We start from the raw sequence: 21,985 nt of genomic DNA on the forward strand, positions 1-21,985 counted from the left end.
TTTGATAGGAGTTTGGTTTATGTTAATAAGAAATGGTAAAATTTATACTATGAGCGATCAAGGGATATTAGATAATGGAGATATTAGAATTGAAAATGGAAAGATAGTAGAAATAGGTAAAGGATTGAAAGTACATAATGAAGAAGAAGTTATAGAATTAAATTCTGAGTTTGTATATCCTGGATTTATTGATTCACATTGTCATATGGGATTGTATGAATGGGGTATGGGATTTGAAGGTGCGGATGGAAATGAGATGACAGATCCTATAACACCTCAAATGAGATCAATCGATGCTATAAATCCATTTGATGAATGTTTTAAATACGCAAGAGAAGGTGGGGTTACAACTGTAGTATCAGGACCTGGGAGTGCTAATGTTTGTGGAGGAGTGTTTGGGGCTTTTAAGACTTATGGAGAGTGTATTGATGAAATGGTAGTTAAAAATCCCATAGGGATGAAAGTTGCTTTTGGAGAAAATCCAAAAAGAGTATATAATTCAAAATCTAAAATGCCTATGACTAGAATGGGTACAGCAGCTCTTTTAAGAACACTTATAGTTAATTCTATAAATTATTTAAATAAGAAGAAAGATGCGGAGAAGGAAAATAAGTTTTTTGATATTAACTTAAAATATGAAGCTATGATACCTGTTTTAAATAAAGAAATACCACTTAAAGCTCACTGTCATAGGGCAGATGATATTTTAACAGCTATAAGGATTGCAAAAGAATTTAATCTTAATTTGACACTTGATCATTGTACTGAGGGTCATTTGGTATCAAAATACATAAAGGATTCTGGATATCCAGCAATTGTAGGTCCAACCATGACTATGGCATCTAAGATAGAACTTAATAATAAAACGTTTGATACACCTAGTGTGTTAATTAATGAGGGTATAAAAGTTGCAATAACAACCGATCATCCAGTAATAGAGCAACAATATCTTCCATTATGTGCAGGACTTGCAATGAAAGATACTGGACTTAGCGAAATGGATGCGTTACGTGCAATAACTATTAATCCAGCTGAGATAGTTAATATACATGATAGAGTTGGAAGTATTGAAACTGGAAAAGATGCTGATATAGTTATATTTGATAAGAGTGCTTTAATATCGGATTCAAAATGTTTATATACAATAATTGATGGAAAGATAGTTTATAGTGTGTAATAATTGGAAATAAAAAATGTAATACTAAGTTTGTATTACATTTTTTACTATGTTAAGATTAGGAATGATTTTTGTTGAAACGTATTGATTTTATAGATGTATTTAAGGGAATTGGAATATTTTTTGTGATACTTGGACACATGCCAATTAAACCTGAACTATTTTCGTATGTGTTCTCTTTTCAGTTATCCGTATTCTTTTTTGTTGGTGGGTTTTTATATAGAGATGCACATTATATAAATTCATTTTGGGATTATTTAAGTAAGAAGTTTAAGGGCATAATTATTCCATACATTATTCTTAGTGTAATATCTATGGTTATTTATATTTTGTATAATAATTATTTGGGCATGGAGTATGATATTTTAGATATTTTAGAAACTATATTATTATCAAAGAGAAATGAAATTTATATAAATGTTCCATTATGGTTTTTAACATCATTTTTTACTGTTGAGATACTCTATTATATATTGAAATGTTTTTTCAATAATTATTTTATCTCGTTTATAATCCTTATTTTTGGTTTTATTGGAGTGGTTATTTTTCGAACAACAGGATCTTTGAATACATTGTTCTTTAGTTTTGATGCATCGTTGTATTTTATAATTTATTATTTTATTGGGGATTTATTTGGAGGGGTAAATAAGTATTCAAATAGAAATTATAAGTATTTTTTCAAAAATTTGTTTCCTATATTCGTTATCTCAATTGTTATAAATGTGATGAATCTATTAGGGAAGATAGAACATGCGGATATTATTTATTATGATTTTGGATTTATAATTGCTTTAATATCATATTTATTTCATGTATTTATAAGTTTAACAGGTGTTTTTACATATTTGTATTTATCATATATTTTTAGGTGGGTTGGAGCAATAAAGTTCATTGGTAAAAATTCATTATATTATTTTGCATTTCATATGCCGCTATATCGAATTTTATACAATGAGGGGATATTTGATATTTTAATTGGGAAGTATTTGCCTAGTGATATTGATTTAAATTTACTTGGTATCATTTATACTATAATAATTATTTTGATTTTGACAGGTCCAGTTTTTTTAATAAATTTGTATAAGAGTTTAATATATAAAATTAAAACATCATGATAAATTAAATAATTATGTTGAATAAAAATGAATTTAATTTTATTTATCTTTTCTTTTGACTATGTTATAATACTTTCCAAGAGACTTAAGTGTTTTTTTGTTAATTTTAGATTATGCATTTAGTTTGACCATATGGGAGTAAAGTTTGTACTCTTAAGGCATCGAACTACATTTTATAACTAAGATTTATGGTTCATACATTAACTCATTTTATGTATTAAAACAAATTGCCCCTTGCCATTAGAAACTTTTAGTAGTTTGTGATAATAATACATATGAGTTTGAAAATTCCTTTGAAACATTCAAGGAGTTTTTTGTTTTTATAGGTAAAAGATTTAAAAATTTGGATAATAAAAATTCAGATTATAAAAAATTAAATATTGATAATATCTTTAATTATTGCAATCACAATAATATTGATGTACAACTATTTTTAAATTTTGAAAATAAATACACTACAGATAAAGTAGGATATGGTAATATAACATTAAATGTGTTAAATTAATTTTAAATATAGAAAAGGCATTTTACATATTATGTTTAGATTCAATATAAGTGAGGAAATTATTTTTAAATTAGAAAATAGGGATTTTGGGGAAGAAATATCTGGAGAAGATAGTTTTTTTGAAGAATTATTAACGAAGCTAAATGATGAAAAAATTTTTATATGTTATGGACTTTCAAATGAATTGAGAGAGAGGTTTTGTTTTAGAATTATATACAAGTATTTTAATGATAGATACGTAAGAGATCTAAATATAGGTGTTTTTAAAATATCTAGTGTTAGTGAGTTTGAAGAAATTTATTTAGAAAATGAGTTTCAGATTTTTTATTTTTATGATTTTTTTGGAAGTATAAAATTTAATGATATAAAATTTGAAAGTTATTTAAATAGGATAAAAAATTCTAACAATAAGATGTTAGTAGTTAATACTAGGAGTTTTTTGAAAAAGGAAATTGTAGAGAGTAAAAATTCTCTATATATAGAGGATTTAGAATTTTATAAAGATAAAATTGAAAAATTTTTAAATATAAATTGTGATATTACTAACTATTATGATTTGGATTTGGAATATCAAGACTTTGATTATATAGACAAGCTTGTTTTATTTTATGTATTTATAAACTTTTCTTGTGATGTTAATAAATGGATTGGTGTAATGGAAAAATATTTAGTACATAGAGAAATTTTTAATGATCATAGTGAGTTTAAGGAAATGTTACTTAATTCCTTTAGAAAACTAGAAGATTCGTTTATAAATATTTATTACAATAAGAAATTTAATATAAAGAATCCTATAGTATATAATTTCATATTAAGCAAGTTGAAAAATGATATCGATGTTATAAAAGATTTGTTTAATAACATTTATGGATATGAAGACTTATATTCTATATGTAACATATTGAGTCAAAACAGGGTAAAACTATGTTATACCTTAGATGAGTATGAAAATAATTTGAAAAGTAATTTATGTAATATAGTTTTTGGGAGTAATTATGTAGATGTTATTTCAATAATTAAAACAGTGTTTATGACTTTTTATGTATTGGATTTATGGGATATAGATATAATAGAGGATTTGAATTTAAAAATAACTTATTCTAAACTTAATATAGATGGTGCGATAGATTACTTTTTTTCTATAAGTGGAAATATGGAGTTTATGATTAAAAATGAAATATTTAAAAATAAACTTTTAGATTTGATATATAAATATGAGATGGAAGCTAGTTCTGAGTTTTATAACTATAGTTTTAAATATTATTTATTTGCAAGCGAGTTTTACAAGTTATATGGTAATATAGATAATGATGAATTAACGGATTTGAAATACAGGTTTAATGTATTAATAAGTATAGTTTTAAATAACATAAATTCTTATTTTAATATTGAATATTTTAATATTGGTAGTGAAATAAGAGATTCTCTATCTGATTTAAAAGAGCTTATTAGAAAATATGATGTGAGGTTTATATTTGGTATAAATGTATATGAAGTCTTTAATTTTATAGAGGATAAGTTATTGGAGCTTATATATAATGTTGATAATTTTATACCAAAAGATATGAATGATTATTATAATTTAAAATATTTTGGTAATGAGCTTGAGAGGAATGAAGGTTTTATAGAAGAGGTATTTCATAACATAAATATGAAGGGTGTTATTGAAAGAATAAATGAAAAAATTTGTTTATTTGAAGCATAAAATAACAAATTTTTTAAAGAGTATATAGTATAATAATTCCAAGGCAAGTTAAGATTAGTTGTATTTTTAAGTTATTATGATTTTAAGGGGTGTCTATGTGAACAATAACGACATAATAAACAATAATATTGATGTTATTATAAGAGGCATTTGTTGTTATGATTGTAAAAATAGAGGAGAATGTAACGAGTGCGAGATATATGGGAAGATCCCAAATAGCATTTTAAAAGAGCAGGAGGATTGTTCTTTTTTTCATAGCTAATTAAATATAACATGAGTATTTGATTACTCATGTTATTATTCAGTATAAGAAATAGATTCAATGTCCTTAAGTTTACTTTGTATTTTCTTAGTTTTATTATCAGATAAAGAAGTTAAATCATTACTCACTTGTTCCAGTTTATTTTTTGCTTTTTCTAGTATATTTGAAAAGCTATCAAATTCTTTTTTAACCTCTCCTAGTACTTTCCAGACTTTACTTGAATGTTTTTCGATTGATATTGTTTTAAATGCTAAGTTTAGGCTGCTTAACATAGCGTATAGTGTTGTTGGACCTGTTATTATTATTTTATATTCTCTTTGTATAAATTCTATTAAGTTAATTCTTTTTGATATTTCGGAGTAGAGGCTTTCTATAGGTAAAAATAATATTGCAAAGTCAGTTGTGTTATCTAGATCTATGTATTTTTCGTGTATATCTTTTGAAAATTTTTTTATAGATGTTTCTAAAAGTTTTGAATATTTTTCTATATTATCTTTGTCAGAAGATTCATACGATTCCACAAGTTTTGAGTAATTGTCTAGAGGGAATTTTGAGTCTATTGGAAGAAGTAGCTCTTTTCCTGAATTTTTTGAAGGAATTTTAAGTGCAAATTCAACACGATCTTTGGAATTATGTTTCGTAATAACGTTCTTAATATACTGGTTTTCATTTAATGTTTGAGAAATAAGGTTTTCTAACTGATATTCTCCAATTATTCCACGTGTTTTTACGTTTGATAAAATTTTTCTAAGATCGTTTATAGATAAAAATAGTGTATTTATTTCTCCTATGCCCTTATATAAAATCTCTAAACGATTACTAACTATTTCAAATGATTTTGACAACCTATTATCAAGAGTTTTTTGTAATTTTTCATCGACTGTGTCACGCATAATGTCTAATTTTTTTTCTGTAGATGAGATTAAATTATTTTGTGTTTCGGTGATATTCTTAAGTTGTTTTTCAAGAGAATTAGAGATTTTTTCAAATGATTTTGAAAGTTCATCTCTATTCATTTTAGATTCTAAAATTGATTGTTTTTTGAGAGAATCTAAAGATGTAGTTAGGTTCGTATTAACTTCATTTAAACGATTTGTAAGTAAATCTATTAAAGATATAAACTGTGTTTGGATTTCATTTCTTAAATTTTTTTCATATAATGTTAAGGTTTTATTTAACTTATTATTTATGTTATTTATTGAATGATCTATATTTATAATATTGTTTAATAAATTGTTTGATTGAAATTTGCTTATGTATTCCCTGAAGCATAGTATGAGGAATATATTTAAAAAAATTATTATCAATAGGGAAGCAATTATAATAGTATTTATCATGAATTAATCTCCTTTTAAAATAAATTTTAATTTTTAGAGAGGTGTAGATATGGAAAGGGTTTTGATATTAGATAGCAATAGCATTTTAAATAGAGCCTTTTATGCTCTTCCACTTCTTAGTTGTTCTGAAGGAATACATACTAATGGAATTCTTGGATATTTAACAATGTTTTTTAAAATGCAAGAAGAATTTAACGCTACATATGTAATTGCAACTTTTGATCGTAAAGCTAAGACATTTAGGCATTTAGAGTATGAAAATTATAAAGCTGGTAGAAAATCTATGCCTAATGAACTATTTGAGCAGATTGAACCATTAAAAGAAATATTAAGAGCAATGAATATAAATATTTTTGAGCTTGATGGATTTGAGGCAGATGATTTAATTGGGACATTGTCAAGGATATATGAAGAAAATGGATTTGAACCTATAATAGTTACGGGTGATAAAGATGCACTCCAGCTTAGCTCCTCCATAACCAAAGTAATTATAACAAAAAAAGGTATAACAGATAAAGAAGTTTATGATGAAAAAAAGATGATCGAAGTATATGGGGTAACTCCGATTGAGTTTATAGATGTTAAAGCTATTATGGGTGATAAATCAGATAACATTCCTGGGGTTCCTGGTATTGGAGAGAAGGGTGCAACTTCCTTAATAAAAGAGTTTAAAAGTATAGAAAATTTATATAAAAACTTAGAAAATTTAAAAGAGGGAAAGATTAAAAAAAATCTTATAAATGGTATGGAGTTGGCTTTCTTATCAAAAAAATTAAGTAAGATAAATAGATTTGTACCGATTGAATTCTCTATTGAAGATATAAAAGCTTATGGAGAGTTAGATTCATTAGAAGTATATGAATTATATAATAAATATGAATTAAAATCACTTTTAAATAAAATAGATATAAATAGTAATGAGGGATATGAGAAGGATATACTTTTTGATGAGGTTTCTACTTTAGGGTATTTAAGAGGTTTAATAAATAAAATTTATGGATCTGATAAGAATTTATATATTTATTGTAAGGTTTTAGGAAGTAAAGTCTCTGAAATTCGTTTAGGTGATACATATATTAATTTTGATAATGAAAATTATATAATAAAAGAGAAGTTTATATCTGAAAATTTTGATGAGGTAAGCAGGATTTTTTCATCTAAGAATAAGAAGATATGTTTTGATTCAAAGATGATATATAAAGTTATGTTCAAAAATTCAAAAGAAGTAAATAATATGGTCTTTGATTTAGTTATAGGGGATTATTTACTAAATCCAGGTAAGGAGTGTACAATTCTAAGTTTATGTAGTGATTATGTTTCGGTATATTTAGATAGGGATAAAGAGTATTTAGGGATTTCGTTTTTTGAGAAAATTTATGAAATTATTTTAGGTAAAATAAAAAATAGTAATATGATGAAACTTTATTTTGAAATTGAACATCCTTTATCATTAATTTTAGCTAGTATTGAATTATATGGATTTAGAGTGTCTATCAAGATGCTTGAGGAATTGAGGGAAAAGTTTGATATAAAGATAAAAGAGCACTCTGATAAAATATATAATTTATCAGGTGAAGTATTTAATATTAATTCGCCAAAGCAACTAGGAAAGATATTATTTGAAAAATTAGATTTACCGATTATAAAGAAAACTAAAACAGGATACTCAACTAATGCTGAGGTTTTAGAAGCTTTAATAGATAAGCATGAGATTATAGAAGAAATTATAAATTATAGGCAAATAACAAAACTTCAATCAACTTACATACTTGGACTTATGGATGTAATAGATGATGATCTTAAGGTTCATACATCATTCAATCAAACTTTGACAACTACAGGAAGATTATCAAGTGTAGAACCAAATCTTCAGAATATACCTGTTAAATATCCTTTAGGACGTGAAATAAGGAAAGCGTTTGTTGCTGAGGAAAATAGTTACATATTATCTGCTGATTATTCTCAAATTGAACTTAGAATGCTTGCACATATATCTGGAGATGAGATTATAATAAAAGCATTTAGAGAAAATTTGGATATTCATAGAATGACTGCATCAGAAATTTTTTCAGTCGATGAAAATGATGTTACAAGTGAGATGAGAAATAGGTGTAAGGCTGTTAATTTCGGAATTATATATGGAATAAGTGATTTTGCTCTATCTAATGATTTAAAAATATCTAGAAAAGAAGCTCGAGAGTATATGGATAAATATTTTAATAGATATGTTGGTGTTAAAAAATATTTAGATGAAATTATAGTTAAGGGTAAGGAAGATGGGTTTGTTACAACTATTTTTAATAGAAGAAGAGATATTCCTGAGATAAGATCATCAAATAAAATTATAAAATCTCTTGGAGAAAGACTTGCTATGAATACACCTATACAAGGTAGTGCGGCTGACATAATAAAACTTGCTATGATAAAGGTTTATAATAGATTAAATGAAGAAAATCTGAAATCTAAAATAATACTTCAGGTTCATGATGAGCTTGTTTTGAATGTGTATGAAGATGAACTTGAGAAGGTATCTTTAATAGTTAAGGAAGAAATGGAATTGTGTTATGAGGATATAAGTGTTCCACTTAGAGTGAATTTATCTTATGGTAAAAACTGGTTTGAAGCAAAGTAGTGGAGGAAGTTAATTGAAAAAGATAGGATTAACTGGAGGAATAGCTACAGGGAAGAGTACAGTAGTTAAAATGCTGATTAAAAAAGGATTCAAAATTATAGATTCAGATAAAATTGTGAGTTTTATATTAAATAATAATAAAGAAGTTTTATTATATATAAAAGAGAAATTTGGAAGCAAGTTTATTTGTGATAATAAAATTTTAAGACGGGAATTTGGTGAATATATTTTCTCAAATGATTGTGATAGGTTGAAATATGAAAATTTTATAATGCCTAAAATCTTAAAATGTATAGATGAGGAATTTAAATTTCATGAAGAGAATAATGAGCGTATTTGTATATTAGATGCACCAGTTTTAATTGAAAAGAATATCCATCTTTTTATGGATTATGTTGTATTAATATGGGCAAAGAGAGAGCAACAGATAAGTAGAATTATGCATAGAGATGGTTTGAATAAAGAAAATGCAATTAGAAGGATAAATGCTCAAATGGATATTGATATAAAAAAGAGGTTTGCTGATTACATAATTGATAATTCGAAGGAAGAAGAGCTCTTGGAGGATCAAATAAATAACTTATGTTTATTTTTAAATAAACTCTGATTTGAATGGTGGTACAATCAAAATGGTAAAAATAAGAAATATTATTTTAGTTTTAATAGGTATTGCATTAACTTTTCTTATTTCCATAAATGTTTTAAAATCTATATATACAGTTAAGTATTATAATTATATTGAGAAGTATTCTGCCATGTATGATTTGGATAAGTATTTAGTTATGTCTGTTATAAAAGCTGAGAGTAATTTTAATGAGTATGCAGTATCTAAAAAAGATGCACGGGGGTTAATGCAAATAACGCCTCTAACTGCTAATTGGATAGCAGAACAAATAAATTTAATAGAATTTTCTTTAGATAAGTTAAACGATCCTGAAACTAGTATATTTATGGGATGTTGGTATTTAAATAATTTAAGGAAAGAATTTAATGATGATTACATTTTAATTTTATCTGCATATAATGCAGGAAGGGGAAATGTAAATAAATGGTTAAAAAATAAGGAGTTTTCTAGAGATGGTAAAAAATTAGATTATATACCTTTTAAGGAAACTGAATTGTACATAAAGAAGATAAAATTGAATTATAATATTTATAAATATTTATATAAAGATAAATAGTAATGTAATTGACAAATAATAATATTATAATTATAATTTTATATGTATTTATATATTTGCAGGTATGCTGAAATTGGCAGACAGGCTAGATTGAGGGTCTAGTGTGCGATATGCACGTATGGGTTCAAGTCCCTTTACCTGCACCATTTTTAAATAGCGATTGTATTATTACATCGCTATTTTATTTTTTATATATTAGATTAATTAAGGCGGTGTTTGCTATATGAGTAAAATATTGAAATTAAAACCTTTTTATATGGGAAAAATATGGGGATATGAAAAGTGGATTTTATCAACACACAAAAATGGTATTTCTTTTGTTGAAAATGATGAGAGAAATTTATTAGAATGCATTGGTAAAGAATTATCAATTTTAATAAAAGAGATAAAGGCTAATAGTAGTTTATCTGTTCAAGTTCATCCAACGGATGATTATTCAAAAAAATATGAAAATGATTTTGGTAAAACAGAGTGTTGGTACATATTAGATACCGATGAAAATGCAACTCTTATTTGTGGTTTGAAAGATGGTGTGAGTAAGGAAGCATTTAAAAATGCATTAAAGTGTTCAAACTTAGAGAGTTTATTGAAAAGGATTCATATTAAGAAGGGGGATATGATATATATACCAGCTGGTACTGTTCATGCTATAGAAGGTGGTATAAAGATACTTGAGATACAGCAATGTAGTGATGTAACTTATAGAATATATGATTGGGGGAGAGATAGAGAAATTCATGTAGATAAGGCTATGGATGTTATAAACTTCAATAATGATACAAACTTTGGTAGAATAGAGAACTTCAATAAACTTGAATCTCCTTATTTCATAGTTGAAAAATTAAATATTTATGGTGAATACATATATAATTATAATGAAAATTATTGTGTGTATATATGTTTAAATGGAAATGGAACTATAGAAGATGAGTATGGAAATTTGATAAACATATGTGAATTAGATACAATATATGTTTATAAAAACACTAAATGTAAAATTAATGGTAATTTAGAAATGTTAAGAGTTATAGATAAAATCACCAAAGTTTAAGTGATTTTATCTATAAATATTATATTAAAAGTATTGGATTATATAAAAATAAAGTTATAATATTTTTTAAATTTGGTATAATTTACTTAATACATTAGGCTTTTAGGGTGATGTTTTAATGGAGGAGATTAGATATAAGTATAATAAGTACATAGATAATGAATTGAAAAATAAAATTTCAAATTTAAAGGTGGATGCTTTTGATTTCAAAGATATTAAGTTTACCTATAATATAAGAATATATACGGTGTTTGAAAAACTTTCTGAGATTTTACCTTATGAAGAAGAAGGAATTGAATTTTTGGACAAAATGATAGGTTATATCAAGAGTTTAGATTTGAATTCCGTCGTTAAATTATGTGATGATTATGAGTTTAGATTTTTTAAACTCTATGATTATTTAATTGATAATTTAAATCAAAATTTTTTAAATCAAGCTTTATTTAATCTATTTAGAGATGTTTTATTAAACACTAAAACTATCAATGGCGTAAATTTATCTTTATTTATTTTAAGCATTTTTAATCCTGAAGGATTGTATGAAATATGTTTTAATGATATACAAAGCAATATAGATTATTTAGAAATCGTACCATTTTTAGCATCAGATAAGAATTACTTTACTAATGAATATTTTTTTGCACTTAATTGTTTTTATCAAGGTAAAAATATAAACTATATTTTAGGTGAATTTAAAAAAAATAATATTAAAAGTTTAAATGTGCTATTATTTGTATTTTATTTATATGGTAATGATTTTCATGATTTTAACAACAAGAATTTAATTGATTTTAACGTTTTAAATTATTTAAGACTTATAAGATATAAGTTAAATTTGAATTTTAAGAAGAGTATTTGTGTAAATAGAGATAGATATTTTAAAATATTTAAAAGGGTTGAGTCTTCTATAGAAAGTTTTAAATATTTGATAAGAGATAAAGATATTTATCATGATATTAAATATATACATATTTATTTAAAATTGTTTGGGAAAGAAAGTAATATTTTAAATAGTGATGTTCAAAATTTTATAAAAAGAGAACTTATAGATGGAATTGAAAGTTTTGATGTTAAAAAATGCAAGTATATATTTGAAATATATAACATTCTAGATATAAATATTTTGAATGTTATCGGAGATTTGTTTATTAAATATTATGAAAATCTTAGATTCGTTAATTTAATATTTAGAGTGATTATAGAATATAAGTATGCAATGCATGTGATTAAATATTTTGAAGATACATTTTATATAAGTAAATTAATAAGAGATACAAAAAGTATTACAACTGTATTAAGAGCACTAATTTTGATATACGAAAAAAATGTGGTGGATGGTGAGACGGGATTAAAAATTATAAAAAGCTTGATTGTTGATAAGTATTTATATGTTAAATACAATGAATACATAAAATACTTTGTTATTAAGGTTATAGAAAGTAGGTAATATATGTCATATATAGGGTATTCTGATAAATTACCTGTATTTACAAAAATAATCTCTTTAATTAGTAAAGACAAAGAAAGTGATACTTTAAATAATAGAAATTACTCTAAATATTACAATAAAATCTGCGATTATTTGAACTTAAAGATACATGAAAATGATTTAATCTACTTTATACAATCGAATAAATTTCCAATTATTAAAACGGAATTGTTAATTTATAATTTAAACAATTTAATAAAGAAAAATATAGAGAATAAGCAAAGATTACATAAATTTATTTCAAATAATATTCATTTATTTAGCCAAAATGAAATTTTATCCATCATAGCTTTATTATTTGACGATTTTCTGGAATATTATGAATCTTGTATTTTTGCTAGTAATAATTTTTATATTTCATTATTTGGTATTTTTGTTTCTTCAAATGACGATGAATTTTTACATTCGATAAGTGTTATTTTAAAAGATACTGTAATGCAAGCAAATGAATTTTATTTTTTGATTTTATTTTTATCAGAGGTTGTTGATTTTGCTATTTATCATAAGTATTTGAAGTTTTTTGTTGACTATTATTTATTTTACAGAGAATCGAAATTACAAAATAATAATCATTTATGTGTAGTTATATACGAAATCTTTAGAATAGATTGTTTTTTTTCATCTATGTGGGAAGTTGAGCGTAAGAAATTAGTAAAAAATAGAGATTTCGTAGTAAATTTATTAAATCTATTAATTTTATATCATCAAGAATCTGCTTATGATATTTTAACTAAGCATGGTATGGATTGTATTGAAGAGTATTTTGAATTAATGTATCAATTATTGATTTGTTTGTTTGAATTTGAAGTTGATGAATCAGAATATAAGATTTCTTTAAATATTTATGAGTATATTATACTTGATTACTTAGAGTTTGATAGTGAATCAATTAAAAGGCTGAAAAATATTTTATTTTCTATATTATCTCAATGCTTAAATAATACATCTATATATTGTCGAGAAAAACTAGATATATATGATTATAATAAAAAAGTTATTTTATTTTATTTACTTAAAAAAGATTATATTTCTCTATTTGAAGAAGTGATTAAACTTGAATCAGTTAGTTATGAGTTTATGATTACTGTTTTAAAACTTATTTTTTCTGAAACACATGATAATCGATTAGCTTATTTATTGAGATTCAATAATCTTTTACTTAATAATAAAAGATTATTGAATAATAATGAAGTTAATAATGTTTTTAATTATATTTTATGGATATTGAATGATATTTTAAAATCAGATAATGATATTAAAAAAATGTCGCCGATTATACTAACAGTTTTTAAATATTCAACTTTCACAAATGATAATATCTATGAATTAATAAATAAAATATTTGACATTAAATTTAAAATTGAAAATTACTTACCATTTGAGGGTAAATCATTTTTGGATAAATTGATAGAAAATGATGGGGTAACTTATCGTAGACTTGATAGGGAATATATATATATTAAAAATATATTTATTAGGTATAGTAATGAGGTTTTAAATGAAAGAGATAAGCTTATATCTTATTTGGAGAATTATCTTTTATGTAAAAATGAAAAAAGTAAAGAGTATAGAATTAAATATTATGAATATATATTAAATTTAAAATATTTTGATTTATATAAATTTGAAGTTAGAAATTATTTTAGTTATAAGAAACATATATATGGAAAACTGAAAAGTGAGATTGATTTTTTAATTTATGATTCTGCTAATGAAGAAGGACTTAAATTAGGTATTATATTATCCTTGTTATTTAAATGTAAAAAATATTTTCATGTATATGGTAAAATAATAAATAAGGTAAATTGGGGAGATATTTATTATGAGATATATAATATTTATGGAAATAAAATATTAAAGCTTGATGAGCTTGAAAATCATAGCTGTTATATTTTTAGAGTTAAATTTAAATTAAGGTCGATTTATGGAGATAAGAGATTTAAAAACCTTAAAATAAGGAATTCCATTATAAAAGATATAGTATTTGAAGATTTAAAAACATTTACTGGGAAACTCAATTCTTACTTATTTATATATAGTATAATTTTTTCTAATTATTATTCTGATAAAACAAGTAGTATAAATATATTGACGCTGAATTTAAGGAGTATAGTTAAACTTATAAATGAAGATTTAAATAATGAGATAATATTTGATAGTTATATATATTATAAATTTATGTTTTATATTTCCATGTATTGTCATAATATTGTATCTTACACTCAAATACAAACATTAGATTATATAAAAGAAAATCTTAAAAATAAATTTTCGGATATGAATAGTTGTATAGAATTTAAAGAAATCGAAATTAACAATAAAATAAAAACAAGTCGACATATAAGTATGGAATACGAAAAGATTATATCTTTTATAGATATAATTATAAATGGAGTAAAGACAAGCGAATATTATAATGAAATTTTCTACACAGAAGATATAGATTTGATTACAAGCATATTAAATTCTGAAACAAAGTTTTATAATAAAGAAATGGAACTAATTTATAGATATATAAAAATTACAAATTTTAATACTTTAAATGATATATATTTATATAGTTTAAATAAACCTATTATAGCTAAAGTGTTTATCAAATTATTAAATAATTACCCAAAAGTGTTACGGAAAACACTAAATAGTGATAAAAATTTTTCTATTTATAAGAAAATAGTAGAAATTATATAAAGTATAATTTCTACTAAAAATTTTCAAAAGAATTTTAAAAAGATATTGACCTATTTAATTAAATCTGATATACTTATGGAAGTAGAGTAGAAATAAATAAATTCAAAGAAGATAGATCATTGACAATTGAATAGGGAAGAGGAAACGAGAAAGTCAACGTTAATTTTGAGAGAATGAGAGAAGGATAAGAGTTTGATCCTGGCTCAGGACGAACGCTGGCGGCGTGCCTAACACATGCAAGTTGAGCGGAGGTAGATGGAGCTTGCTCTATGTACCTTAGCAGCGAACGGGTGAGTAACACGTAGATAATCTGTCCTATATTGGGGGATAGCCCGATGAAAGTTGGATTAATACCGCATACAGCTATATAGTTGCATGATTATATAGTGAAAGATTTATTGATATAGGAGGAGTCTGCGGCACATTAGCTAGTAGGTGAGGTAAGAGCTTACCTAGGCGACGATGTGTAGCCGGTCTGAGAGGATGAACGGCCACAATGGAACTGAGACACGGTCCATACTCCTACGGGAGGCAGCAGTGGGGAATATTGCACAATGGGGGAAACCCTGATGCAGCAACGCCGCGTGAGTGAAGAAGGTTTTCGGATTGTAAAGCTCTGTTAGCAGGGAAGAGGAAGGACGGTACCTGCAGAGGAAGCCACGGCTAACTACGTGCCAGCAGCCGCGGTAATACGTAGGTGGCAAGCGTTGTTCGGAATAACTGGGCGTAAAGGATGCGTAGGCGGTTAAATAAGTTATATGTTAAATATATAGGCTTAACCTGTAGAAAGCATATAAAACTGTTTAACTAGAGTGCAGGAGAGGTAAGTGGAATTCCTAGTGTAGCGGTGAAATGCGTAGAGATTAGGAAGAACACCAGTGGCGAAGGCGACTTACTGGACTGTAACTGACGCTGAGGCATGAGAGCATGGGGAGCAAACAGGATTAGATACCCTGGTAGTCCATGCTGTAAACGATGGGTACTAGGTGTGGGTTGTGAATAACAATCCGTGCCGTCGCAAACGCAATAAGTACCCCGCCTGAGGAGTACGATCGCAAGATTAAAACTCAAAGGAATTGACGGGGACCCGCACAAGCAGCGGAGCATGTGGTTTAATTCGAAGCAACGCGAAGAACCTTACCTAAACTTGACATACCTTGAATTACCTTGTAATGAGGGAAGCTCGCAAGAGCAAGGATACAGGTGGTGCATGGTTGTCGTCAGCTCGTGTCGTGAGATGTTGGGTTAAGTCCCGCAACGAGCGCAACCCTTGTTGTTAATTGCTAACAGGTTAAGCTGAGCACTTTAGCGAGACAGCCTAGGTTAACTAGGAGGAAGGTGGGGATGACGTCAAATCATCATGCCCCTTACGTTTAGGGCTACACACGTGCTACAATGGTGAGAACAAAGAGAAGCAAGCTAGCGATAGTGAGCAAAACTTATAAAACTCATCTCAGTTCGGATTGCAGGCTGAAACTCGCCTGTATGAAGATGGAGTTGCTAGTAATCGCGAATCAGAATGTCGCGGTGAATACGTTCCCGGGTCTTGTACACACCGCCCGTCACACCATGAGAGTTGGCAACACCCGAAACCTGTGGGCTAACCGAAAGGAGGCAGCAGTCTAAGGTGGGGTCAGTGATTGGGGTGAAGTCGTAACAAGGTAGCCGTAGGAGAACCTGCGGCTGGATCACCTCCTTTCTAAGGAAATGAAAGAGAGAACTTTTCCCTATTCAATTGTCAATGATCTATCTTCTTTAATAATTGGCTCCGCGGAGAGGACTCGAACCTCCAACCTATCGGTTAACAGCCGAGTGCTCCACCATTGAGCTACCGCGGAACAAACTGGCAATGACTTACTCTTCCATAGGGGTAACCCTAAAGTACCATCAGCACAGTGTAGCTTAACCTTCCTGTTCGGTATGGATAGGGGTGTTACCTACACGTTATAATCACCAGATACTGAGAAATATTTTAATCTCTCAAAATTGTATATAAATAGTAAATAATGCGAAAGGTAGCAAGTTAAATTATTAGCAATAGTAATTTAAGAGCTGGAAAAAATATATAACAAATAGGTCAAGCTACTAAGAGCGCACAGAGGATGACTTGGCATCAGGAGCTGATGAAGGACGTGATAAGCTGCGATAAGCTACGGGTAGACGCAAATAGTTATTGATCCGTAGATTTCCGAATGGGGGAACCCACATAGTGAGAGACTATGTATCTAGTAATGAATAAATAGTTATTAGAGGGTAGACGCAGGGAACTGAAACATCTAAGTACCTGTAGGAAGAGAAAGAAATATCGATTCCCTAAGTAGCGGCGAGCGAAAGGGGAAGAGCCCAAACCCAAGGAAACTTGGGGGTTGAGGGAGTCTATAATTGAGAGAGTAAGTTAGATGAATATAGATGGAAATCTAAGCCAAAGAGTGTAAAAGCCACGTAATTTAAAACTGAAATTGAGAGGGACTTACCCAGAGTACCACGAGACACGAGAAACCTTGTGGGAAGCAGGGTGGACCACCACCCAAGGCTAAATACTACCTGATGACCGATAGTGGAGTAGTACCGTGAGGGAAAGGTGAAAAGAACCCCGGAAGGGGAGTGAAATAGAACCTGAAACTGTGTGCTTACAACCGCTCAGAGCACGTAATATGTGTGATGAGGTGCTTTTTGTAGAACGAGCCAACGAGTTACGATGTGTAGCGAGATTAAGGTCTTAAGGACTGGAGTCGAAGAGAAATCGAGTGTTAATAGCGCGAATAGTTGCATGTTGTAGACCCGAAACCGGGTGACCTATCCATGATCAGGTTGAAGCGAAGGTAAAACTTCGTGGAGGACCGAACCACGTTGGTGTTGAAAAACCATGGGATGAATTGTGGATAGCGGAGAAATTCCAATCGAACTCGGAGATAGCTGGTTCTCCCCGAAATAGCTTTAGGGCTAGCGTTAATTTATAGAATATAGGAGGTAGAGCACTAAATGGGCTAGGGGCCGTAAGGTTACCGAACCTTATTAAACTCCGAATGCCTATATTTGTTTATTAGCAGTCAGTCTAAGAGTGATAAGATTCTTGGACAAAAGGGAAAAAGCCCAGATCACCAGCTAAGGTCCCAAAGTATGAGTTAAGTGGTAAAGGATGTGGAGATTCTAAGACAACTAGGATGTTGGCTTAGAAGCAGCCATTCATTTAAAGAGTGCGTAATAGCTCACTAGTCGAGAGTTTCTGCGCCGAAGATAAACGGGGCTAAAACTCATCACCGAAGCTGTGGAATGGAAACATTGGTAGGGGAGCGTTGTATAAGAGCTGAAGCTAAAGCGAGAGCAATAGTGGATTTTATACAAGAGAGAATGTTGGCATAAGTAGCGAGAATTAGGTGAGAATCCTAATGGTCGAAAGCCTAAGGTTTCCTGGGGAAGGTTCGTCCGCCCAGGGTAAGTCGGGACCTAAGCTGAGGTCGAAAGGCGTAAGTGATGGACAATCGGTAGAGATTCCGATACCACTAATTATTGATTGATCGATGGAGGGAAGCAGAAGGATAGGATAGCCAACAGATGGAGGTTGGTCTAAGAGAAGAGATAGCATATAGAGGAAAATCCATATATGTGTTTAAGTTGATTCTTTATGGGGAGACGAATGAGTCGAAGTATCTGATTTCACACTGACGAGAAAAACTTCTAGGTAGATAATTAGTGCCCGTACCACAAACCGACACAGGTAGGCGAGGTGAGAATCCAAAGACCAGCGGAAGAATTGCAGTTAAGGAACTCGGCAAATTGACCCCGTAAGTTAGCGAGAAGGGGTGCCATAGAGATATGGTCGCAGAGAATAGGCCCAAGCAACTGTTTATCAAAAACACAGGTCTCTGCAAAAGCGAAAGCTTAAGTATAGGGGCTGACGCCTGCCCGGTGCTGGAAGGTTAAGGGGAGCTGTTATCGTAAGAGAAGCGGTGAACTTAAGCCCCAGTAAACGGCGGCCGTAACTATAACGGTCCTAAGGTAGCGAAATTCCTTGTCAGGTAAGTTCTGACCCGCACGAATGGCGTAATGACTTGGGCACTGTCTCAACTGCAAATCCGGCGAAATTGTAGTGCAAGTGAAGATGCTTGCTACCCGCGATTGGACGGAAAGACCCCGTAGAGCTTTACTGTAGTTTAGCATTGAGTTTTGGTAATATTTGTACAGGATAGGTGGGAGACTGGGAATCTAGATCGCCAGATTTAGAGGAGTCGATGTTGGGATACCACCCTGATATTACTGAAATTCTAACTGGAATCCATGAACTGGGTACAGGACACTGTTAGATGGGCAGTTTGACTGGGGCGGTCGCCTCCAAAAGAGTAACGGAGGCGTTCAAAGGTTTCTTCAGAAGGGATGGAAATCCTTCGTAGAGCGTAAAGGCATAAAGAAGCTTGACTGCGACACCTACAAGTGGAGCAGGTACGAAAGTAGGACTTAGTGATCCGGTGGTACCTCGTGGGAGGGCCATCGCTCAACGGATAAAAGCTACCTCGGGGATAACAGGCTGATCTCCCCCAAGAGTTCACATCGACGGGGAGGTTTGGCACCTCGATGTCGGCTCGTCGCATCCTGGGGCTGAAGTAGGTCCCAAGGGTTGGGCTGTTCGCCCATTAAAGCGGCACGCGAGCTGGGTTCAGAACGTCGTGAGACAGTTCGGTCCCTATCCGTCGCGGGCGCAGGAGATTTGAGAGGAGCTGTCCTTAGTACGAGAGGACCGGGATGGACTAACCAATGGTGAACCAGTTGTTCCGCCAGGAGCACGGCTGGGTAGCTAAGTTAGGAAGGGATAAACGCTGAAGGCATCTAAGCGTGAAGCCCACCTCAAGATAAGATCTCCCATAGCGTAAGCTAGTAAGACCCCTTGAAGAACACAAGGTTGATAGGTAAAAGGTGTAAGTATGGTAACATATTTAGCTGATTTATACTAATAGGTCGAGGGCTTGACCAAATACTTAGCAAGTTATTATTTATATACAATTTTGAGAGATTAAAATATTTCTCAGTATCTGGTGATTATAACGTGTAGGTAACACCCCTATCCATACCGAACAGGAAGGTTAAGCTACACTGTGCTGATGGTACTTTAGGGTTACCCCTATGGAAGAGTAAGTCATTGCCAGTTTGTTCCGCGGTAGCTCAATGGTGGAGCACTCGGCTGTTAACCGATAGGTTGGAGGTTCGAGTCCTCTCCGCGGAGCCAATTATTAAAGAAGATAGATCATTGACAATTGAATAGGGAAGAGGAAACGAGAAAGTCAACGTTAATTTTGAGAGAATGAGAGAAGGATAAGAGTTTGATCCTGGCTCAGGACGAACGCTGGCGGCGTGCCTAACACATGCAAGTTGAGCGGAGGTAGATGGAGCTTGCTCTATGTACCTTAGCAGCGAACGGGTGAGTAACACGTAGATAATCTGTCCTATATTGGGGGATAGCCCGATGAAAGTTGGATTAATACCGCATACAGCTATATAGTTGCATGATTATATAGTGAAAGATTTATTGATATAGGAGGAGTCTGCGGCACATTAGCTAGTAGGTGAGGTAAGAGCTTACCTAGGCGACGATGTGTAGCCGGTCTGAGAGGATGAACGGCCACAATGGAACTGAGACACGGTCCATACTCCTACGGGAGGCAGCAGTGGGGAATATTGCACAATGGGGGAAACCCTGATGCAGCAACGCCGCGTGAGTGAAGAAGGTTTTCGGATTGTAAAGCTCTGTTAGCAGGGAAGAGGAAGGACGGTACCTGCAGAGGAAGCCACGGCTAACTACGTGCCAGCAGCCGCGGTAATACGTAGGTGGCAAGCGTTGTTCGGAATAACTGGGCGTAAAGGATGCGTAGGCGGTTAAATAAGTTATATGTTAAATATATAGGCTTAACCTGTAGAAAGCATATAAAACTGTTTAACTAGAGTGCAGGAGAGGTAAGTGGAATTCCTAGTGTAGCGGTGAAATGCGTAGAGATTAGGAAGAACACCAGTGGCGAAGGCGACTTACTGGACTGTAACTGACGCTGAGGCATGAGAGCATGGGGAGCAAACAGGATTAGATACCCTGGTAGTCCATGCTGTAAACGATGGGTACTAGGTGTGGGTTGTGAATAACAATCCGTGCCGTCGCAAACGCAATAAGTACCCCGCCTGAGGAGTACGATCGCAAGATTAAAACTCAAAGGAATTGACGGGGACCCGCACAAGCAGCGGAGCATGTGGTTTAATTCGAAGCAACGCGAAGAACCTTACCTAAACTTGACATACCTTGAATTACCTTGTAATGAGGGAAGCTCGCAAGAGCAAGGATACAGGTGGTGCATGGTTGTCGTCAGCTCGTGTCGTGAGATGTTGGGTTAAGTCCCGCAACGAGCGCAACCCTTGTTGTTAATTGCTAACAGGTTAAGCTGAGCACTTTAGCGAGACAGCCTAGGTTAACTAGGAGGAAGGTGGGGATGACGTCAAATCATCATGCCCCTTACGTTTAGGGCTACACACGTGCTACAATGGTGAGAACAAAGAGAAGCAAGCTAGCGATAGTGAGCAAAACTTATAAAACTCATCTCAGTTCGGATTGCAGGCTGAAACTCGCCTGTATGAAGATGGAGTTGCTAGTAATCGCGAATCAGAATGTCGCGGTGAATACGTTCCCGGGTCTTGTACACACCGCCCGTCACACCATGAGAGTTGGCAACACCCGAAACCTGTGGGCTAACCGAAAGGAGGCAGCAGTCTAAGGTGGGGTCAGTGATTGGGGTGAAGTCGTAACAAGGTAGCCGTAGGAGAACCTGCGGCTGGATCACCTCCTTTCTAAGGAAATGAAAGAGAGAA

The 21,985-nt window shown here is 30.8% G+C and carries 12 protein-coding genes, 3 tRNA genes and 5 rRNA genes; 17 read left to right on the forward strand and 3 right to left on the reverse strand.

What is annotated here, in order from left to right; genetic code table 11:
* Positions 1-19 precede the first annotated feature (19 nt).
* From RATSFB_RS01095 to RATSFB_RS07385, 5 genes are all read left to right on the forward strand, one after another.
* Complete coding sequence (locus tag RATSFB_RS01095; RefSeq protein WP_014094223.1) at positions 20-1,177, forward strand: amidohydrolase; 1,158 nt, start codon at positions 20-22, stop codon at positions 1,175-1,177.
* A gap of 74 nt (positions 1,178-1,251) precedes the next feature.
* Positions 1,252-2,292 carry an acyltransferase family protein gene (locus RATSFB_RS01100; RefSeq protein WP_044035478.1) on the forward strand — a complete coding sequence of 347 codons (1,041 nt, stop codon included), beginning with the start codon at positions 1,252-1,254 and terminating at the stop codon, positions 2,290-2,292.
* A gap of 343 nt (positions 2,293-2,635) precedes the next feature.
* Positions 2,636-2,797 (forward strand): hypothetical protein, encoded by a 162-nt coding sequence (locus tag RATSFB_RS07345; protein ID WP_158309317.1) that lies wholly within the window; start codon positions 2,636-2,638, stop codon positions 2,795-2,797.
* A gap of 31 nt (positions 2,798-2,828) precedes the next feature.
* A complete protein-coding gene (locus RATSFB_RS01105; RefSeq protein ID WP_014094225.1) occupies positions 2,829-4,502 on the forward strand; it encodes a hypothetical protein in 1,674 nt (557 codons plus the stop codon).
* Positions 4,503-4,599: 97 nt separating this feature from the next.
* Entirely contained in the window at positions 4,600-4,764 is a 165-nt protein-coding gene (locus RATSFB_RS07385) for a hypothetical protein (protein ID WP_173362854.1), read from the forward strand.
* 35 nt (positions 4,765-4,799) lie between these two features.
* Here the strand turns inward: RATSFB_RS07385 and RATSFB_RS01110 are convergent, their stop codons facing one another.
* Positions 4,800-6,101, reverse strand: coding sequence for a DNA recombination protein RmuC (locus tag RATSFB_RS01110; RefSeq protein WP_014094226.1), 1,302 nt, complete (start codon positions 6,099-6,101; stop codon positions 4,800-4,802).
* A gap of 49 nt (positions 6,102-6,150) precedes the next feature.
* On the opposite strand from RATSFB_RS01110, the gene polA reads away from it, so the two are divergent.
* The 8 genes from polA to RATSFB_RS01150 all read left to right on the forward strand — a co-directional run bounded on the left by polA (position 6,151) and on the right by RATSFB_RS01150 (position 16,841).
* Positions 6,151-8,733: a DNA polymerase I gene (polA, locus tag RATSFB_RS01115; RefSeq protein ID WP_014094227.1), complete on the forward strand. Its 2,583-nt coding sequence runs from the start codon at positions 6,151-6,153 to the stop codon at positions 8,731-8,733.
* Between the two features lie 13 nt (positions 8,734-8,746).
* Positions 8,747-9,340 (forward strand): dephospho-CoA kinase, encoded by a 594-nt coding sequence (coaE, locus tag RATSFB_RS01120; protein WP_014094228.1) that lies wholly within the window; start codon positions 8,747-8,749, stop codon positions 9,338-9,340.
* Positions 9,341-9,362: 22 nt separating this feature from the next.
* Positions 9,363-9,914: a lytic transglycosylase domain-containing protein gene (locus RATSFB_RS01125; protein ID WP_014094229.1), complete on the forward strand. Its 552-nt coding sequence runs from the start codon at positions 9,363-9,365 to the stop codon at positions 9,912-9,914.
* A gap of 58 nt (positions 9,915-9,972) precedes the next feature.
* Positions 9,973-10,060, forward strand: a tRNA-Leu gene (locus RATSFB_RS01130).
* 77 nt (positions 10,061-10,137) lie between these two features.
* On the forward strand, positions 10,138-10,965 hold the full coding sequence (locus tag RATSFB_RS01135) for a class I mannose-6-phosphate isomerase (RefSeq protein ID WP_014094230.1): 828 nt from the start codon (positions 10,138-10,140) through the stop codon (positions 10,963-10,965).
* A 118-nt stretch (positions 10,966-11,083) separates the two neighbouring features.
* Positions 11,084-12,412 carry a hypothetical protein gene (locus RATSFB_RS01140; RefSeq protein ID WP_014094231.1) on the forward strand — a complete coding sequence of 443 codons (1,329 nt, stop codon included), beginning with the start codon at positions 11,084-11,086 and terminating at the stop codon, positions 12,410-12,412.
* Between the two features lie 3 nt (positions 12,413-12,415).
* On the forward strand, positions 12,416-15,142 hold the full coding sequence (locus RATSFB_RS01145; protein WP_014094232.1) for a hypothetical protein: 2,727 nt from the start codon (positions 12,416-12,418) through the stop codon (positions 15,140-15,142).
* A gap of 180 nt (positions 15,143-15,322) precedes the next feature.
* Positions 15,323-16,841 (forward strand): 16S ribosomal RNA (locus RATSFB_RS01150).
* 64 nt (positions 16,842-16,905) lie between these two features.
* Here RATSFB_RS01150 and RATSFB_RS01155 read toward each other — a convergent pair.
* Positions 16,906-16,980, reverse strand: a tRNA-Asn gene (locus RATSFB_RS01155).
* Between the two features lie 3 nt (positions 16,981-16,983).
* Positions 16,984-17,100, reverse strand: a 5S ribosomal RNA gene (rrf, locus tag RATSFB_RS01160).
* A 117-nt stretch (positions 17,101-17,217) separates the two neighbouring features.
* Here rrf (RATSFB_RS01160) and RATSFB_RS01165 point away from each other — a divergent pair.
* The 4 genes from RATSFB_RS01165 to RATSFB_RS01180 all read left to right on the forward strand — a co-directional run bounded on the left by RATSFB_RS01165 (position 17,218) and on the right by RATSFB_RS01180 (position 21,964).
* Positions 17,218-20,111: ribosomal RNA gene (locus tag RATSFB_RS01165) — 23S ribosomal RNA — on the forward strand.
* A 57-nt stretch (positions 20,112-20,168) separates the two neighbouring features.
* Positions 20,169-20,285 (forward strand): 5S ribosomal RNA (rrf, locus tag RATSFB_RS01170).
* 3 nt (positions 20,286-20,288) lie between these two features.
* Positions 20,289-20,363: transfer RNA gene (locus tag RATSFB_RS01175), tRNA-Asn, on the forward strand.
* Positions 20,364-20,445: 82 nt separating this feature from the next.
* Positions 20,446-21,964 (forward strand): 16S ribosomal RNA (locus tag RATSFB_RS01180).
* Positions 21,965-21,985 lie beyond the last annotated feature (21 nt).

The organism is Candidatus Arthromitus sp. SFB-rat-Yit (assembly GCF_000283555.1).
GTDB lineage: Bacteria > Bacillota > Clostridia > Clostridiales > Clostridiaceae > Dwaynesavagella.

Excerpts from the sequence above, each read along its gene's own strand:
- RATSFB_RS01095 (WP_014094223.1), top strand. The coding sequence starts at position 20 with ATGTTAATAAGAAATGGTAAAATTTATACTATGAGCGATCAAGGGATA.
- RATSFB_RS01105 (WP_014094225.1), top strand. The coding sequence starts at position 2,829 with ATGTTTAGATTCAATATAAGTGAGGAAATTATTTTTAAATTAGAAAAT.
- RATSFB_RS01110 (WP_014094226.1), bottom strand. The coding sequence starts at position 6,101 with ATGATAAATACTATTATAATTGCTTCCCTATTGATAATAATTTTTTTA.
- polA (WP_014094227.1), top strand. The coding sequence starts at position 6,151 with ATGGAAAGGGTTTTGATATTAGATAGCAATAGCATTTTAAATAGAGCC.
- RATSFB_RS01125 (WP_014094229.1), top strand. The coding sequence starts at position 9,363 with ATGGTAAAAATAAGAAATATTATTTTAGTTTTAATAGGTATTGCATTA.
- RATSFB_RS01135 (WP_014094230.1), top strand. The coding sequence starts at position 10,138 with ATGAGTAAAATATTGAAATTAAAACCTTTTTATATGGGAAAAATATGG.
- RATSFB_RS01140 (WP_014094231.1), top strand. The coding sequence starts at position 11,084 with ATGGAGGAGATTAGATATAAGTATAATAAGTACATAGATAATGAATTG.
- RATSFB_RS01145 (WP_014094232.1), top strand. The coding sequence starts at position 12,416 with ATGTCATATATAGGGTATTCTGATAAATTACCTGTATTTACAAAAATA.